A 16,998-nucleotide genomic window follows, 5' to 3' on the forward strand; every position below is an offset into this window, starting at 1 on the left:
AGCAGCCAGGCCAGGTTACTTATTTAATTCAACAAACATGCCTCTCATGAGACTATACTAATAATAAATCAGCGATGTTTTTAAAATGGAATATGCTATGAAAGTTTTTAATAATATGAAGATGTATACTTCTTATCTAGAAAGCCTCTACAAGCATATTTTTGCAAATACGCCTATCTATAGCTGGGGATATTTCTATTATGATTTAAACGGACGTTGTCTGCAGTTGATGTCAGATAATTCGCTTCTCGATGTGTTCCTTAAAAAGGAGTTATTTACTGATCAGATTATCAATTCGCTTCAAAGAGAGAGTGACTTTTATGCGTCAGATGTTATGAATGACGGGATGTTAGCAGATTCACTCAAAGAAACATTGGTTGAGCAACGATATGTTTATTTTTTTGATATGGTTCATGAGCATGCGGACTATACAGAAATTTATACTTTTGCATCAACTTCCAGTGCGCAAAAGTCGAATAATTTTATTCTTAATAACATCGATATTTTAAAGGTAATCAGTCAGGATCTTGCTACTCGTGGTAGGCGGTTATTAACTAAGGACAATACCCTAATTTTACCGAATGATTTTAATATTGAAATGAATGCCCTCGCAGAGTCATATGAACCCGACCATTCCCTAAATTTAAAAAAAATCATTTTGGGGCAAAAAGAGAATTCCCCAAAACTGCATGAAATGGTCAATGATACAGTGTTCGATTTTAATACTCTGCCGTTTAACTTTATGTCTGCAAGACAACTGACCTTAAAAGAAAAAGAGATTATTTACCTTTATTACTATGGTTTTAATGTGCAACGTATTGCAAATATTTTAGAAGTATCCAAACGCACTGTGGATAAGCACCTCGAAAATATCAAGAAAAAACTTGATTGTGACAGTACAGGTCAGATAATTCCTACCTTATTACGATCGAATATTTCTATCAATCAATTTATCCAAAAAGCCTAAGTTATTAGAGGAAGTGAGGTATCTCTTAGGTCTGAGGTGACTTAGGTGGTTTCGATGGATCAGGAGCGGCTTGGTTATCTTGGGGATCTGCTGGTTTACTAAAAAAACTATTCGCTGCATGAGACTTAGCGTGTCGTTCTATCCTTGGTTCCTCAAGAGGTGTGTTAGGAGGCGTCGCGTTGATGGGAGAATCAGAAAAACTATGTGAGTCTGGAGATATTGATCGTCTTATTACGGGAGATCTTGCTGCAATTCTGCGTAATCCTATATGCATAGCATCTTGGATAGAATATAACTCTTCAAGCAATTTTATATCATGGCGCAGGGCACTAAAGTCTCTTATCCACGCTGATGCATCTTTCGCTATCTGAGCACTACTTATTCTTATTTCTTTAAGATCAGCAATAATTTGATCAAGCTCAGCTGATGTTATTGATGCAGGAGTATCTCTTAACTTTTCAACAAGGTGAATGCTTTTAAAATCTTTTTTCTTTGGAAGCGCTTCGTTAAATGCATTGACTTCTATGAGTATCCACGTCGCTGTTTGTTTGCAATTTTCTATATGTGCTTCTATAGATGCTTTGGCACATTGACAGGTAATATAATGTTTTGCCTGCTTCTTAAGTTCGACGATTCGTTCAGCACTGACTTCCGGTACGGTTGATTCGAGGAGTTTAATTAATTCATCCAATGTTGCGTTTAACCTTTTGCTGTCTGCCTTTTGATCTTTAATATTGGGGTCGGTCAGACATTTTAAAATAAAATTATCTTCTGTCATGAGTTTGGCCAAAAGACGTTTAAGAGAAGGCCTTTGTGTGATTAAATCCATAAAATGGGGGTCGTGATTAAAGACACATAAAGGCGTAACAAGAGGCACTCCCTTATTCTCTGGATGAGTTGCAAAGAATGCATTAGCTTCCATAAGTGTCTTTAGAATAGACAGAATTTCGGTATCTTCTTTAAAAACAGGAATGGAGGATTGAGGTGTCCCATGATGTGCTGCCCCTTCCATTAACGTTGCGATTATTGAGTATGAACGCAGCATATCTTCTATAGTACCTTTTTGATTTTTTGCAATCTCTCCGGCATCACTACGTTTTACTGTTTTCTTAAAACCATAGATGTTTTCATGTCCTTTGATTCCGCTAATTTTGGTAGCCAAAAATCGACGCAATTTATCTCCACCTTTATGCATTGCTTGATCAAAATGCCCCGTTCCAGTCAAAACTACGGGTTCAAATAACATTAATAATTTGGGCTCATGTTTTAAAAACTCTGGGAAATTTTTGATTTGTCCCTTTCTTTGCATTGGTTCGTAGCCATCATATTTGCTGCTTACATCTACAGGTTGATAGCCAAGCCTTAATGCGGAAGGTTTGCGATATTCTCGACTTAAAACGGAGCATATAAAATGTATTTGAAAATATTCATTAATAGGGCTCATTTTTTTATCAAATCTTTTTTCATAATCAGGCCCTTCTTCCAATGCAGCGAATTCAATGACTTTTTTGATAGGTTGCGATAATTGACTGTATTCCAATACAGCTATTTTTTCCCTTGCTTGCAAAGTTTTTAACTGCATTTCATGTCTTACTTCGCTTACAATAGAATCTAAATTATTGGGATTCATACTTAATAGCTTCGCTTGATTTGCAGCATCAAGTGCGCTCCGCCATTCTTCCGGCGTTAGTGTGGCAGTCCCAACTTTTTCTACTGCTTTAGTTATAGTTCCACAAGATCTGTTCTTTAGAATAGATAAATATTGTGTCATCTGATCTTGGAATTTTGAACTAATGCGGCTACTCGTGCTCTGTACCACTTTGTTCATATGGATCAACATTTCGTCGGTAATGGTGTCAAGTGTTTCTTGAGCAAACTCTTTAGCTAACTCCCTACGTATTTCTGCTAATGATATTTCTCCAGCAGCACCTGTTATCACCTCGACACTTTCAGGGTTTATATTTCGTAAAACTTGTCCAATGACATCGCCGACAGCCCCAGCCCCAACAACTCCCAGAGCAACTTTGAACAGGGCGGCGACTAATTCTGTTCTCGCCTCTTTGCTTTTACTGTCTTTTTCAAATTCTTCATTGATCGTGCTTACAGTAGAAGCTATAGAATGTTGAATCGAATCAAGTCCACTTACTAAGTTAATATGAGCGTTCGATAATTTAGATATGGCAACTGGGACGCCAGCAGCTGCCTCAGCATCTTTTTTTATATTTCTTTCTGTCTCTATTAGAGTAAGCTCGGTTAATAAATATTTTTTATATTCATCTAACATGTCAATTTGAGCTTTCAAAAACTCTCTTGCTGCAAGCTCTTTTTCACCAGCTCCAGTTTTGATTTGAGGATCTTCTCTAAGCAATTTCAAGAATTGTTCTAATTGACCAATATTGCGAAACTGACCATCCTCTACACCAAATAATCTGCCCATTTGTTTATGATTTTTTATACCAAGTTCAGAAATTATTTTGCGGAAATCATCTACTTTCCCTAAATTAGATGGGACTACTTCTTGATGTTCAGCAGCCATAATTCTACCTTCACCAACGTGATAGTTAGCTTCAAGTGTTGTTGTCTATATTATAGACAACTTATAAAAAAATAATTCAATTAAAAGGTCTATGTAGCGCGAGTTGTCGGCGGTATCCAGTTGTTTAGGGATATGAATGAGCACCTTATGGATGACGCGGACAAGCACTGTCGAGTTTAAGGCTAACTGGAAGTTCCCGTTTGCGTAGGAATGACATATGTACCTACCAGCTTAGAGGTGATTTACGGAAATAATTAAAGGGCAGTATATACTTAATTTATCGATCTAAATTATTAGGCTAAATATATGCCATTGCCACCAAGAAAAGCTGTAATGAATCGGTTTGCATTGTTGGACAGGATATATAATGTGGGAGCACTTGATGCTCATTTTCAGTCATTAATTGCCCCTCCTACTCCTCCAGTTTTGCATGATTACTTCACATTACTTAGGGAAGGAAATAAAGATAAATTTAAGGGGTTTTTGGATAAATATGGAAAGGAAGAACCTTTAATGGCCAAAGTGTGTCAGGCCCATTTTCTGATCAATACTGAAGCGGATAGCCCCTTGATCTTGTCGTTAATTGACGAATTAAAACAGGCACATCTTGGCATAGGCTATAGGTTTGAAGCTGAAGTTTCCAAAGATGAGAATAAGAAACTTCAAGATTTACAAGCGGCACATGAACTAGGTGATGAATGGGCAGCTGGACTCATAGGCAACAAATATCTTAATTATTTGCACGAAAACTTAGTCAATAACAAATACTATAATTTTCCTAGGTTAGGTATTAATCCAGCGCGGGAACTGAAGTTAGCAGGAGAGAGGGGAGACCCACAGGCGATACAGCAATCATTATCATTTCTTGAAAATGTACCGCAAATGATTAAGGACTTAAATCCTGTTAATGCAGCTAAAACATCAGGCTATGAATTGAGTTTGTTGCCTGATGATGCAGCCAGAGAAAAAAATAAAATCTATCTAAAAATTACTGATGATGACTTGACTTATGAGTTACTTGATCAACAAGGTCAATTACAGACAGCGAAGATTCCATGGACAGATTTAAATTTCAGGATGAGGAACAATCTGTTCCAAGCTCAAAAAGATATTCTTTTACCCTTAGTATTAAAGGTTGTTGCAGATAAAGGCCATGTGTCTTTTGACCAATCATTTTTTGATGATAAATTAAACTCTGTATTGAAAGGTGCAAAAGAATTAGCGACAGATGATGAGGAATTATCTATGCATCTTGAACAGGCTCGCGATGCACTTGGTAGAAAAGATTATGTAGAGTTAACCAAACTTGGCGAACAAATGCATGGATATATCAATGCAACTTATAAAGAAAAACAAAATAATAAAATGAATGAGGCTTTAGTTCAAGCAAGGTCCTGGAGTCTACCTGTAGGTGTTTATCTTAGAAAGGATTTAAACATCCTTTTCGATCATTATCAGGAAGAAACGAGTAGAATACGTAATGGAAATGCTGGCAAGGTATCAAAAATTGACGAAATAAATATAGAGTCATTACAGCGAGCGCAAAAGGACTTATTGCGAATTAATGAAGAACCTGATGATGAAAAAATGCATGAGCTTTTAAATAGCCATATCCAATCTACAGATACAGAAATCTCCAAGCTTCCTCATCCTAATGCATTTGTACGAGGATTGGAGGCTCTAATTAATAAAATAAGATCAAATTCTTCAGAAGAAGGACGTTTTAGTTTTAATCATAAACAAAAATTTGACTTCATGAACCGCTTTGCGACGATTAAACAAAAACTGGAAGTTTTAAAACAAGCAGATCAACCAGAACCGAAAAATGACCCTTCGGACAGAAAAGGCTTAGGCTTAAATTAGTACCCTTAAAAGTGAAGAACTATCCCTGGCCATGTGTTTTGCATAAGTATCATGATGGTATATATTTAATTAAAGTGCTTTTTTAGAAGTCAATAATGTCTCAGCTCAAAATAGATGGCTATAATTTTTCAACAGAAGGTGATACCAAAAAACGCAATGGTCCTTCTATCGGGCTTGCAAAAATGCAAGGAGCATTTGGTGAACCTCCCAATATGATACTCATGCAACATCAAGAAGATGATGTGTCTGGAGAGATGATGCCTGGGTTTAATCTCTTATCCGAGGTGGAACAAGAGTTTGCGTTAAAAGAAACGGCTAGGCTCATGCAAGAAAAGTATGGAGACAAACAAGCCGTTGGTTCGACTCTAACTTCATTGGTTGCATGGAAGGATCCGCAGACCAATCAACTGCATGGGGTGACCAGTAATGTTGGCGATAGTCTTGCGATTTTTGTCATTGTTGGCGCCGATGGACAAGTGCGTGTCGCCAAGCAACTCAATGAATTGCATGAGAATAACGATAGAAATGCTACAGGAATAGATATAGGGGTTACTCGCTCCATAGGGGACAGGGCGCAAGAAAAAAATAAACTAAGGCATGATCCTGATATCACCCGTGATGTCATTCCGCTACAAGAAGGGGATAGGATATTTGCAATCGCAGCAACGGATGGGATTTCCTCATACAATAAGTTTTTCAAAACAGACGCGTTAACAACCGCTGAAATTGCGGAGACTGTAAGTCAATTTATCGCGCAACATCCTGGTTCAGGTCCAGACGATATTGCAGAAGCTTTAATATCCAGAGCTTATGCGGGAGGAAAGGGCTCAACAGATAATATTTCTTTAGTTGTCGCCGAAGTGGGTACCGAGCCTGTTTCACTTGTGGCCGCAGATGGGCATCAAGTTAAAATGGATGCTGTTAACCTTGGGGAAAAAGGAGACGATGTTTCCAAAGCTATTGCAGAAAACTTTCATTCCCAATTACAAAGCCAAATAAAATTCAAGCCACAAGATTATATTGATGCCTTAAGAGAGGGAAATTATCCATTGGCAGCAGGTTTGGGACGGTTTCTATATACGAAGTATATGCCATTAAATGATGGAGAGGTCTTAGGCGCTGACGAGGTTACTCCTTTAATGGCAAGTTTACTTGCGGAAACAGACATTACTTCTGCCGACATAGCAAATATTCAACATGGAGTCTTAAGCCTGCCTTTTGGGCTCGAGTCGCAGTATTATATGACTCAAATAATGTCTGGAGCTATAACGTTATTAAGCAATGAAGCAGCGTTAATGAAGCAAGAAGGGAATCAAGGCAAATCAGCAAAAGATATTCGCCAAATGGTCCGGGATGAAATTAATGTTGCAATTACAGGACCTACATATAAGGAAAAAAATAGAGCCCAAGAAGTAATAGCAAATATAACTAATGCAAAAAGCAGTAAAGAGCTGGAAGCTTTGCTGGCTAAAGAAATGACTATCCAGAAAGTATTTGCTTTTGTTGTTGACCATTTAATAAAAGAAAATGTTGGGCAAATACGAGCAAAGGGAACGCGACTTATTCATCATCTCAATAATATAGAAAATCATGTAGCAGAATTAAATAGGGAGGCAGATAAATTAGAAGCTGAGATAGAGGTCCTAAAAAAAGACTTGGAAAATCTGTATAATAAAATTGGCAAGCTTCCTAAAGATGACTTCATGGCGCAAAAAAAGGCATTAGATGACAATATTGCATTAAAGAAAGTCCATCTAAGAGAAACGATAAAATTAATAAGTATAGCCAACGGGCATAAGCATATGGCCGAGGATCAGCTTTTGATATTGTGTAATAAACCAGAAGAGTTTAATAACGACCATATTTTGCACCATTTAAAAGGAATCACGAACAAGCGTGGAGAGGTTTCAGCAAAAAAAGCTTTGGAAGGACTACCCGTTGAAGCGTTTTTGCAAGAAGTACAGCAACAAATCGAATCCTATTTAGACTTTTTAGATAAAAAACCTGTCGAAAATCCTGATAAAAATCCAAGGTTATTAGATGCTTATCATGCCCGTAAAAATGCTGCTGAAAATATGCTTATCTTTATTAAAACGGCTAGTTTAAGAACACCTCAAGAGACAATCATCAATTTACAACATCAGGCTAAAACTATTGAAAGTAACCGTCCTGGTATACGAGAATTAGGCTTTCTTGGCTGGTTGAAAGATTTTTTTATATTTTGGAAAAAATCGGAGATGACAAAAATAACCGATGACACGTTAAAAAATGTCAATTCAGTTTTAGCATCTAAAAAAACTGAATTCAAAGAGCAGCCAGAGAAGCAAGTCCCAGAGGAACCAGCGCCTGTGGAGCAAACGAGTTCCGGTCCTGAGCCTGACGAAGAGGATATCGAGCTAACTACGTTTAAAACCCATCATAATATGTAGCTGTTTGACGTTATCAACTATTTGCGACAAAAGTAAATAATTCATGATCTTCATTAGCCCTCATGTTTTGTAACTCTTCTTTGAGATGCGCTTGCTGATCGAATCGATGTAGCTCTTTAAGCTCAGCGTCGTTATACATACGAAATCCAATAAAGGGGGCGCGCAGCAGTCGTAGTATTACATTCATGATATTTTGAGGGGGATTTACTTTTAATACATTTTTATTCACGTTTTCCACAAAATAACCAACGGCTAACTGATATTCTGTAAGCAGGGTGTTTTTTTTAGTTGTTTCAGAAACCTGACTCAATTGTATTGCAAGGTCCTTTGTTCTTTGTAATTGCGCTATTAATTCTTTTACCGCATCAAATGGTTCTTGTAGCTGAGGAGGAAGCTTCGCATAAAGTTTGTGTTGCCTTTTAAGATATTTATTATTTTGTTGCTTTAATTCATTTAAACCAGCTTGAGCTAATTGGTAAAAATCTTCTATGTTCGCTAGGACATCTTTTAAAGTGAGTGTTGTTTCAAATTCTGCCTTTTCACCACGAAGTTTTTTTTGTAGCGCGAGAGCAAGGGTACGCAATTCTTTAATGCCCTTTTCACCTTGAGTCGCACTGATGCCAATGGTGTCGCCTGTAATTCCATGGTACTGCTTAAGCCACTGAATTTCTGCGTCAGATACCTGCCATGGCAGTTCTTTATCCAATTGTGTCAAGGCAATAATAATGGGTGCTTTGGTATCCGTTTTGCGGATCTCTTTCGCATAGTACCAAGCCTCTTTATATGAGTCCCTCACAGATGGATCAATGCATATGATGTTGGTATCTGAGCCTTTTACAGTGCTAGGTATCATATTCTGTATAAATCCCATAAATTGATACCTTTTTTCTCCTGGAAGAGTGCACATTTCAAAATCAAGTCCAGACTGAAATTTTGAAACCTCCATGCCCATCGAAGGGAACGAATCTGGATGGTATTTTTTGCCTGCTAATACGGTACAGAGTTGCGTCTTACCAGAACCTGAGCTACCTAAAAGAGAAATTTTAATAGGTCGATTATTACTTTTCTCAATATTTTGTCGGGGCATAGTAAGTAAATTGATTCTTTATGATTTATTATTAGTATAATAATTTGCTTAAAAAAAAATCACAATGATTTTTGTTGTCCAATAAAACTTGAATGTGATTGTTGTGTTTTTTTGAAAAACATTGTTGCAATGGAGCAAATGAAACCAAACAGTTAAATTGATGAGGATTAGTACCTTCAAGGAGGAGCAAATGCCAACATTTACTGTCAAGCTATTAGACCGAGAAGAGGTCGCTGAAAATACAATGGCATTTACCTTTGAAAAACCGGAGGGTTTTATATTCAAAGCAGGGCAATGTGGCGACTTTACATTAAATAATCCTGCGGAGACTGATGCGGAAGGAAATACCCGCGCATTTTCGCTAACAAGCCCCCCTTATGGAAAAGAGTTAACGATAACGACCCGAGTGCGTGATACGGCATTCAAGCGTGTTTTGAAAACGCTTCCTTTAGGCTCTGTCCTGCAACTTGTTGGTCCTAGTGGCTCTTTTACCTTACATCATAACAAGTTGATTCCTGCAGTGTTTGTTACGGGCGGTATAGGGATTACTCCGGTTAGGAGCATTGTGATGCAGGCGGCTCAAGATCAGTTGCCTCAGCAAATTTTTCTGTTTTATTCAAATCGCAAGCCTGAAGAGGCTGCTTTTCTGGATGAATTGAAGTCTTTGGAGCACGACAATCCTAATTATTACTTTATTCCTACTATGACAAAAATGGCTGAATCAAGTAAAGAATGGGATGGTGAGCAAGGATATATCGATAAAAAAATGCTGCAAAAATACATCGATGATTTATCTAAGCCTATTTATTATCTATCAGGGCCTGCAGCCATGGTTACGGCAACGCGAAGTATGCTTAATGACGCAGGTGTTGATGACGACAATATTCGTGCAGAAGAGTTTCCTGGTTATTAATTGGAGCTCATTCTAGCCAGTGCTTAATAATTTATCTTTTGTCTCATCTTGTGGTATGATTGCCACTTTTTGTAGCGAGAGAACAACATGCCTTCGAGTCAATTGTCTTCTTTATGTGATCTGATTGAAAAGCAAAATACCGATCATTTCGCCAAATTTTATATGTATGCCAGTTTATTGAATACTCTGACAGCAAAAAATAAAACCTTTGCTGGTGGTTTACCTCAATATACTGGATTTTGGGGCGGAACTACGGAGTTGAATCTTGGAGGGCCTTTACCTGTTCAATTTACTAAACAGTTAGCCTTTTATGCTCGAGAGTTTGAAAATACACAACCACACTGGTCGAAAACCCTACATAATGTTGTTATGACCTATCTTCGTAAAGGAAAAATCTCCGATCTAGCCCATATTATTGATATGATGTTATTCCATCTTGCCGCGATACATGGGCGTCAAAGTCATAATAATGATATCTATAAGGACATTTCTTTTGATAAAAATAAGGAAGGGCTAACTCAATTTATTGAAAAGATTTCAGCATTGAATCACCAATTACTATCTACAGCTGATAGTGGCTGTAATACTGCACTTTCTTTATTGGCAGTTACCGCGGGATTCGTGTTGGTTTTAGCTTCTATTGCTTCTGTTTGGCCACTTGTTGTGGGTTTACCTCTCTTATTGGGTGGTGCCTATGCGACGTATCATTATGCAACTAAAGCGAAGGACCAATTCGAGCAATTGATAGCACAAGGCGATCAGATAGAAAAAATGGTGAAGGGACTAGCAGACGATGGAAAACTCAGCGTTGGTGATAAAAATCAGCTTACTTTTTTTGCTGCAGCGGTCAAACCATTACCTTACGCACTAGTGACTGCTGGTGATCAATTAGTGATGGATCAGTCTCAAAAGCAAAAAGTAACTGAGTATCGTGAAAAATTGGATAGAGCGTTTAGTATTCTCCCTAGCTAACTGCTCTCCATTTTAACGATCCTGTAGGTTGCTTGGATTACACACACTCATTCAAAATGAGTTTGTGTAATCCAAGCAAAGTACTTTTATATTGTTCTGTTTGCCTATATTTCATTGTATGAATTAGGTATGATTGGTTTACTAATAAAAAAAATACCTGGGGCAATGATGAAAAAATTAGTTCTTATTATGGCATTATTTTCATTAAACGCATTTGCTGCTGATGAAGTAAATCCTAACTCTTATGCAAACAATAATTGTGAGCGCATAAAAGATCCTGCAGAGAGAAAAGATTGTTTGGATATTGAAAAGAACAATCAAGCACAAGAAAACTTTAGAAATTTCGAAGAAAACAGTCCAGAGTCTTACCAAGGAACGTTCTAAATTGAACGGGTAGTATTTCTCCTCTCCCGCGAAGAGTCTTCATCATATTTGTAAACTCCTTTTGCGGAAGAGGCTTGCTCTCAATTCAAATCCCTAAGTTTCCCAACTATCTAAAGAAATATTTCTTCAAATCCCTAACAAATGGTTAATTTATGAACTATATATACATATAGCAATCATTGTGTTCAGCTTCAAGGAGAGAAATATGAAACGAATAATAACATATTCAGCTTTGCTTATGTCTGTAAGCTTAGTTGGATGTAATACAATGAATAACGTCAGCCAGTACAGCAATCAAACCGTAGGAGCAGGTGTAAATTATGGTGCTCACGTAGTAGGTACTGGGGTTGGTTATGTAGCCAATACAGGGGCATTTATAGGTAATGGAGTTGGTAAGGTAGTTGATACTGGCGTTGGTGTTGTAACTGGTCATCGAGCTACTTATCACCAAGTAGGCTATACTAATAAGCATGTTGTTTATCATAATGGCCATCGCTATGTACTTAAAAATGGTCGCTATGTTCTCGTACGTTAACCCTCAATGGCTCTTTCTTAATTGATTTAAGGAGAGCCACCATTAAACCTTATAGTTTATTGAGGTTTAGACATCTAATTTCAGTTATTGTAAGGTAGTACCCTGTTCTTAGGGACACTGCGTTAAGTTAAGCTTCTAATCTTTAACTGAATAGCAGTGGCTCTTAGGCAGGTCACTTCTTTTAAGTGATAAGTAAAGATTTCTCCCTTGTAATAAATTGGAAGAACATATGTCAGAGTTGAATCAGTGTTCAGTTAAGACATTATCACAATTAATTCGTGGCCGTGAATTGACGGTTTCTGAGTTACTTGATTCTTTTATTTGCGAAATAGAAAGGGTAAATCCTAAAATAAATGCTTTGATTCACACTGATTTTAGGGCTGCGCGTCAAGCTGCATTTGCTGCGGATCAGAAGCTTAAAGATTCTAATTTCGTACCTGGTGAATTATTTGGTATCCCATTTACGGCGAAAGATTTATATGCTGTTCCAAACCATATTGTTACTTTTGGTACAAAAGGATTAATGAATACTTTGTGCCATCAGGAAACGACGGTTATTTCTCGTTTAATTCAGCAAGGAAGTATTTTTTTAGGTTTGACGAATACGCCGGAATTAGGACTCTCATTAGAAACCGATAATTTGGTTTATGGGCGTACCAATCATCCTATGAAACCTAATTATTCAAGTGGTGGCAGCAGTGGGGGAGAGGCTGCATTAATCGCAAGCCATGCTTCGCCAATGGGGTTGGCTGGAGATCATGGTGGTGGCGCCAGATATCCGGCTCATTGTTGTGGTGTATATACTTTACGTCCTTCATTAGGACGTTTACCTCAAACAGGCTGTGTGGTGCCGAAACGTGGTTGGGTGGCTTTAACCAGTCGCATTGCTCCCATGACCAATTGCATTGACGATTTAGACATTTTATTCCATGCGATTCAAGGAGGGGATGGTCTTGATCCTTATGCAGAACGACATGTGTCATCTAAAAAAATGAACTTTGCAAAGAATATGCGTATTGTGTATTTAGTCGACCAAAATTGTTCTGATCTGGATCCGGCAATGCCTATTGCATTCGCAGCAATATGCAAGCAATTTGCCGCGGATGGAATGCAGATTGATACGATAGAAACAAAACTTTTTGAAGAGGGGATTGGTATTGCAACTCAATTGTTTCAGGCAGATGCAGGCGAAGGTTTAAATAATCTTCTGCAGACATTGGGAACAAAAGAAGTGTCTCATCAAGTACAAGCATGGTTGAATCAGCTGCCAGAAAGTCCAATGACGCTTGATCAATATTTAAAGCTTTGGGCAAAATGGGATGAATATAAGATCAAATTTTTGCAGCTGTTTCAAACGTACGATGTATTACTATGCCCCGTTTCACCCCAATGTGCGCTGCCGCATGGAGAAACACTTAAACCCAATGCGATTTGGCCGCTTATCCGTTATACAGCCAGTATTACTTTAACTGAGTGTCCAGTAGTTGTTATTCCTTGCGGCACGAATCAGCAACAGTTTCCTATAGGTATGCAAGTTGTAACCAGGCCGTGGGAAGATGAATTGGCGTTGGCAGTGGCCAAATATTGCTCATCATGGAAATAAGCTATAATAACCATTAACAATCATAGAGTGAGGAGTCTGTCATGGCTAATTATTCCCATGAGGTTATTGCTCGTATCGATACCATTTGTACTATGCCTGAGTTTTCACAAGCCGATCCCTTTATACAAGTTATTGCCACTGGAATACGCGAAAGCATTCATAATCATAAAGATATAGATACCAACACTACGATTCAAGAGTTACAACCCGGTTTAAAGCAACAGCATAAGCCATCAACAGTGATGATTGGCTCTCTTGTTGCACTGCTACAAAAAGTTAAGGATGAACGATTCCAACATGCTTTGTCTCAGCATAGTGTTTTTCATCACGAAGAGGAACAACCAAAGGAAAGACTCAGTAATGAGTCATTAAAAGTAATTACGGACAATCTAAGGACCCTGTTGGGAGATAAAGCTGAAATTACACTCATGCCCGGATATATGCATCAAATGGCTCGAAAACCACTATATTTTCTCAGTATTAATTCAAATGATGTGGATACCGTCAAAGGGCTTTTAGAACTTTATATTCCCCACTTTGATCAATCGAAAAATTTTGATGCTCAGAGCAATACTTTTTCTGTGGCATTTAAAGATAATGAGTTACTAGAATTTAATGCTGAGATGCAAAAGTTAGTCAATACAGCGACACAAGGACCTAGATGACAAAGCATCCCACGGTATTGCAGCATCATCCGACAATTATTTCAAAGATTACGTTTTTAATGATGTGGCGGAGGTTAATGTTGCTCCCGAGCTCTCCTTTGTTTCAAAAAAGTCTTTAGACTGTTCTAAAGCAGCGAGCTGTTCTTTTAAGGAAGGCGTTAAATTATCTTCACTAATGATTGCAGGTAATTTGATGTCATATTCGCTTCCAGGACGATCCTTGGATAATGCATTATACAACTCCTGTGCTTCTTGAAATGATAAAACGTACGGATTTTTCGAACCGTCTTTTTTTTGCACAATAATCAAATATTCAGTGTCCCAATTTTGTTCATTAAAAGCACTTTCACATAACTGGCGCACCATAGAGCCTTTGACACCCATGCCTAAATATTGGATTAGTTTACGTTCTTTTTCATATTTGTCGTCCTGTGTTATTTTGTTGAATAGTTCCTGGAATTCTTTAAATAACTGTTCTGGAATTTGATTTAGTTTACTTAGGTGTTTGCTGGCTTTATAGGCTTCAATTTCTTTATATTTTTGCATTAATTCCTTGGGAATATCTCCATTAAATAAGGTATCAATAATTGCAACTTTCAATGAAAAACCAATAAATTGGTTGCAAGATACCCCTTTATTTTTACTTAAAGGAACATGCTCCTGGTTGCGCATAAAAGAACGAAATGCACGATAGAGTTCATGTTGTTCTGATAGTTTTTCAACTGCTGCCAATTCATCATCATCCAATAGATGTTGTTTGTCAGTTTCTTCTTCCATGAAAAACATCATTGCAGCGGTACTGTCAGTCTTTATCGAAGGCTCTTCCGCTTTTGCCAATTCCTCTTTAGCAGTTTCCTTTTGTTTTTTAATACGTGCATAATCTGATTGGCGTCGCTCATCAGCTAAAGTGGCATAAGGTGTTGGAAGTTTAACCTTATGTGTTTCAAACTGCTCTAAGAAGGGTGGTAATTCGATTTTAGGTAATTCAGTTTTACCTTGAGCCACCGCATCAAGTAACTGCATTATTTGCTTTTCTTGAGCAAGTAGTGCACGTAGCGCATTATTAATGGGATCGAATGTGGTTTTGTCTAAATTGGCTCTTTTTAGAATGTCTTCATATTGTTCCTTTATCATTTTGATGCTTTTGGAAATTGCTTGACTAGCCAATTGCTTATTCTCAGTGGTTTTGATATCCATTAAAAAATCGCGAGTATTATTAAACACAGAAATCAAGTGATTTAGCTCCATTTGTGCCCGGTACTCTACTGTTTTTTGTTTCAATTGAGCATATACAGTCGGATCTGCGGTTGGATCCCATTGTTGCAGCGCTTTGGCTAAATTCCTTGAGACTTTAGGGTGAGAACAATGAAACACTGCGGTTGTGCCTAAAACACCACGAGTACTCATATCCTTAATTAATTCGTGACTCCTCACTCCCTCTTGATTTTCGCCGGAGCTTGAATGATAAATTCTATTGTTATTGTAGGCCATTACATGCGAACCACTGCTATCTATGTGCTGCATGACAACTGCTCTTTGAGCTGTGTTAGTAATTTTTAAAGGATCGCTATTTTTCTTTAAACTTCCTTTATCAAGTTCTACTAATACATCACCATTTGATAAGGGCCGCATCATAAAATCCTAATGAAGAATGCTTCTAATAAGTATAGCATCTGCATGATTGATTAGGCTTTTGCGGCCGCTTAATTCCTTTTACCTGATGTTAGAATAACTTATAAAGAATATGTGCTTCTGTGCACAATTTCCTCTAGTTTTTGAGTGCTTCTAATTTCAGCGACAATGTATTCAATTAGCGATCCTTTGCATCCCAAAGGAATGTCTTTATGTACTTTTAAAACTCGATGAGTCTCATTGGTACGGTGACGTGCGTTTAATACCTCTAACTCTTCAGAATTGACTACACTACGTGCATCAGCAAGTGTTAGTAAGCGTTCATCATTTCCTATTAATCCTAATTTTCGAGCTCTGTCATTCATTTTGTCATAGTGTTTCGGAGCAGTTCCTTCCGAGAAGACCACTTCAAGGGACCAGACTCTTTTTTTGAATTCAGGATTTGTCCAGTCTTGGACATGCACGATTTCCTTTGAGGACATAAATTTACCCAGTAAGCGGCCTGGCCCCCTTACTTGAATTATTTTCGCGACATCCTCAGAAACTCTAAGTGCCCAATTATCTTCGTTGCTCGCGCCAACAATGACGGTTATTTCATTATTATTTGCCGCAGTTGCCTTAATCGGATGATATTTTTCTCCTTCCTCTAACTGCTGGATCTGTCTTCTTGTATAGCTATCAAACATTTCTTCATTTAAGAATAAATGTTTTTGCGGGACTGTATACACTTTAGGTAATCCTGTTACCCAAATGTACCCTTTACATGGAATAATCGATATTCCTGCAGCATAAGGTCTTACTGTGAACTTACAGGGAGAAGTAGAAAAAAAGAATCTACTGTTATTGCTCACGAGGTAATCCACCAAATCATGGCTTGATGCTTTTTTTCTTTGTACAGAAGACATTCCCAGAAAGTCGGTAGTCATTGCCTCATGTACTTCTTTAGTTCCTTCTGTTCCTCTAAAAATAAAGTCTGTTCCTGATGGGAGGCTTTCGTGTAATTGAGAAATACCCTCATTTATTTCTATTGCTGTTAACTTAGGATAAGTTGTATCTAACTTATCAGGATAAAAAAGCGAAGTATTCATTTTGTTCAAAGATGCTAAAACACTTCTATTAAAAGTTTTTAGCGGATTTAAGTGTGATAATCGTGCCAACATTGCTAGGTACCCCGATGTAATTCTATATTTTTAATTAAGCAGACTTATTGATGGTCTTAGTGTTTTAAAAAGGATCATACCAAATAAAGTTTGTTTTGTTGACTTAAAAATGGGATTTTTAAAGGCATTTTGTAGCTTTAATGCGATCCATGTTTCTTTTGAATGCATTTTTATTTTATAAATGAGCTTTTTGCGCAAGTTGTATGCGCTCATTGAAGCAGGGAAAATACACCCTTTAGTTAAAGGGTGTTG

At 37.6% G+C, this 16,998-nt stretch carries 13 protein-coding genes; 9 read left to right on the forward strand and 4 right to left on the reverse strand.

The window, feature by feature from the left end; genetic code table 11:
* The first annotated feature begins 97 nt into the window (after window positions 1-97).
* Window positions 98-967: a helix-turn-helix transcriptional regulator gene (locus tag Lste_RS17280; RefSeq protein WP_058512220.1), complete on the forward strand. Its 870-nt coding sequence runs from the start codon at window positions 98-100 to the stop codon at window positions 965-967.
* Window positions 968-992: 25 nt separating this feature from the next.
* Here the strand turns inward: Lste_RS17280 and Lste_RS17285 are convergent, their stop codons facing one another.
* Complete coding sequence (locus tag Lste_RS17285; RefSeq protein WP_058512221.1) at window positions 993-3,503, reverse strand: hypothetical protein; 2,511 nt, start codon at window positions 3,501-3,503, stop codon at window positions 993-995.
* 333 nt (window positions 3,504-3,836) lie between these two features.
* Between Lste_RS17285 and Lste_RS17290 the strand changes: the two genes are divergently transcribed.
* Window positions 3,837-5,366 (forward strand): hypothetical protein, encoded by a 1,530-nt coding sequence (locus tag Lste_RS17290; RefSeq protein WP_157070787.1) that lies wholly within the window; start codon window positions 3,837-3,839, stop codon window positions 5,364-5,366.
* Window positions 5,367-5,461: 95 nt separating this feature from the next.
* Window positions 5,462-7,795, forward strand: coding sequence for a PP2C family serine/threonine-protein phosphatase (locus tag Lste_RS17295; protein WP_058512223.1), 2,334 nt, complete (start codon window positions 5,462-5,464; stop codon window positions 7,793-7,795).
* 13 nt (window positions 7,796-7,808) lie between these two features.
* On the opposite strand, the gene Lste_RS17300 is transcribed toward Lste_RS17295, so the two are convergent.
* On the reverse strand, window positions 7,809-8,882 hold the full coding sequence (locus tag Lste_RS17300) for a P-loop NTPase family protein (protein WP_058512224.1): 1,074 nt from the start codon (window positions 8,880-8,882) through the stop codon (window positions 7,809-7,811).
* Window positions 8,883-9,072: 190 nt separating this feature from the next.
* Between Lste_RS17300 and Lste_RS17305 the strand changes: the two genes are divergently transcribed.
* From Lste_RS17305 to Lste_RS17330, 6 genes are all read left to right on the forward strand, one after another.
* Window positions 9,073-9,795: a ferredoxin--NADP reductase gene (locus tag Lste_RS17305; RefSeq protein WP_058512225.1), complete on the forward strand. Its 723-nt coding sequence runs from the start codon at window positions 9,073-9,075 to the stop codon at window positions 9,793-9,795.
* Window positions 9,796-9,882: 87 nt separating this feature from the next.
* Window positions 9,883-10,767 (forward strand): hypothetical protein, encoded by an 885-nt coding sequence (locus Lste_RS17310; RefSeq protein ID WP_058512226.1) that lies wholly within the window; start codon window positions 9,883-9,885, stop codon window positions 10,765-10,767.
* Window positions 10,768-10,896: 129 nt separating this feature from the next.
* Window positions 10,897-11,151: a hypothetical protein gene (locus Lste_RS17315; protein ID WP_237760522.1), complete on the forward strand. Its 255-nt coding sequence runs from the start codon at window positions 10,897-10,899 to the stop codon at window positions 11,149-11,151.
* A gap of 205 nt (window positions 11,152-11,356) precedes the next feature.
* Window positions 11,357-11,686, forward strand: a complete 330-nt coding sequence (locus tag Lste_RS17320) for a hypothetical protein (protein ID WP_058512227.1) — start codon at window positions 11,357-11,359, stop codon at window positions 11,684-11,686.
* A 229-nt stretch (window positions 11,687-11,915) separates the two neighbouring features.
* Complete coding sequence (locus tag Lste_RS17325) at window positions 11,916-13,289, forward strand: amidase (protein WP_058512228.1); 1,374 nt, start codon at window positions 11,916-11,918, stop codon at window positions 13,287-13,289.
* A gap of 41 nt (window positions 13,290-13,330) precedes the next feature.
* On the forward strand, window positions 13,331-13,954 hold the full coding sequence (locus Lste_RS17330) for a hypothetical protein (protein ID WP_058512229.1): 624 nt from the start codon (window positions 13,331-13,333) through the stop codon (window positions 13,952-13,954).
* Window positions 13,955-14,002: 48 nt separating this feature from the next.
* On the opposite strand, the gene Lste_RS17335 is transcribed toward Lste_RS17330, so the two are convergent.
* Both Lste_RS17335 and Lste_RS17340 read right to left on the reverse strand, forming a co-directional pair.
* Complete coding sequence (locus Lste_RS17335; RefSeq protein ID WP_157070788.1) at window positions 14,003-15,589, reverse strand: hypothetical protein; 1,587 nt, start codon at window positions 15,587-15,589, stop codon at window positions 14,003-14,005.
* A gap of 98 nt (window positions 15,590-15,687) precedes the next feature.
* Complete coding sequence (locus tag Lste_RS17340; RefSeq protein ID WP_157070789.1) at window positions 15,688-16,674, reverse strand: hypothetical protein; 987 nt, start codon at window positions 16,672-16,674, stop codon at window positions 15,688-15,690.
* Between the last annotated feature and the right edge of the window lie 324 nt (window positions 16,675-16,998).

The organism is Legionella steelei, from assembly GCF_001468005.1.
In the GTDB taxonomy this organism is placed as follows: Bacteria; Pseudomonadota; Gammaproteobacteria; order Legionellales; family Legionellaceae; genus Legionella; species Legionella steelei.

Bases quoted from the DNA above. Each gene is read 5' to 3' on its own strand.
- Lste_RS17330 (WP_058512229.1), top strand. From the start codon at position 13,331: ATGGCTAATTATTCCCATGAGGTTATTGCTCGTATCGATACCATTTGT.
- Lste_RS17340 (WP_157070789.1), bottom strand. From the start codon at position 16,674: ATGAATACTTCGCTTTTTTATCCTGATAAGTTAGATACAACTTATCCT.
- Lste_RS17315 (WP_237760522.1), top strand. From the start codon at position 10,897: ATGATTGGTTTACTAATAAAAAAAATACCTGGGGCAATGATGAAAAAA.
- Lste_RS17280 (WP_058512220.1), top strand. From the start codon at position 98: ATGAAAGTTTTTAATAATATGAAGATGTATACTTCTTATCTAGAAAGC.
- Lste_RS17320 (WP_058512227.1), top strand. From the start codon at position 11,357: ATGAAACGAATAATAACATATTCAGCTTTGCTTATGTCTGTAAGCTTA.
- Lste_RS17325 (WP_058512228.1), top strand. From the start codon at position 11,916: ATGTCAGAGTTGAATCAGTGTTCAGTTAAGACATTATCACAATTAATT.
- Lste_RS17285 (WP_058512221.1), bottom strand. From the start codon at position 3,503: ATGGCTGCTGAACATCAAGAAGTAGTCCCATCTAATTTAGGGAAAGTA.
- Lste_RS17295 (WP_058512223.1), top strand. From the start codon at position 5,462: ATGTCTCAGCTCAAAATAGATGGCTATAATTTTTCAACAGAAGGTGAT.
- Lste_RS17300 (WP_058512224.1), bottom strand. From the start codon at position 8,882: ATGCCCCGACAAAATATTGAGAAAAGTAATAATCGACCTATTAAAATT.
- Lste_RS17310 (WP_058512226.1), top strand. From the start codon at position 9,883: ATGCCTTCGAGTCAATTGTCTTCTTTATGTGATCTGATTGAAAAGCAA.
- Lste_RS17305 (WP_058512225.1), top strand. From the start codon at position 9,073: ATGCCAACATTTACTGTCAAGCTATTAGACCGAGAAGAGGTCGCTGAA.
- Lste_RS17335 (WP_157070788.1), bottom strand. From the start codon at position 15,589: ATGATGCGGCCCTTATCAAATGGTGATGTATTAGTAGAACTTGATAAA.
- Lste_RS17290 (WP_157070787.1), top strand. From the start codon at position 3,837: ATGAATCGGTTTGCATTGTTGGACAGGATATATAATGTGGGAGCACTT.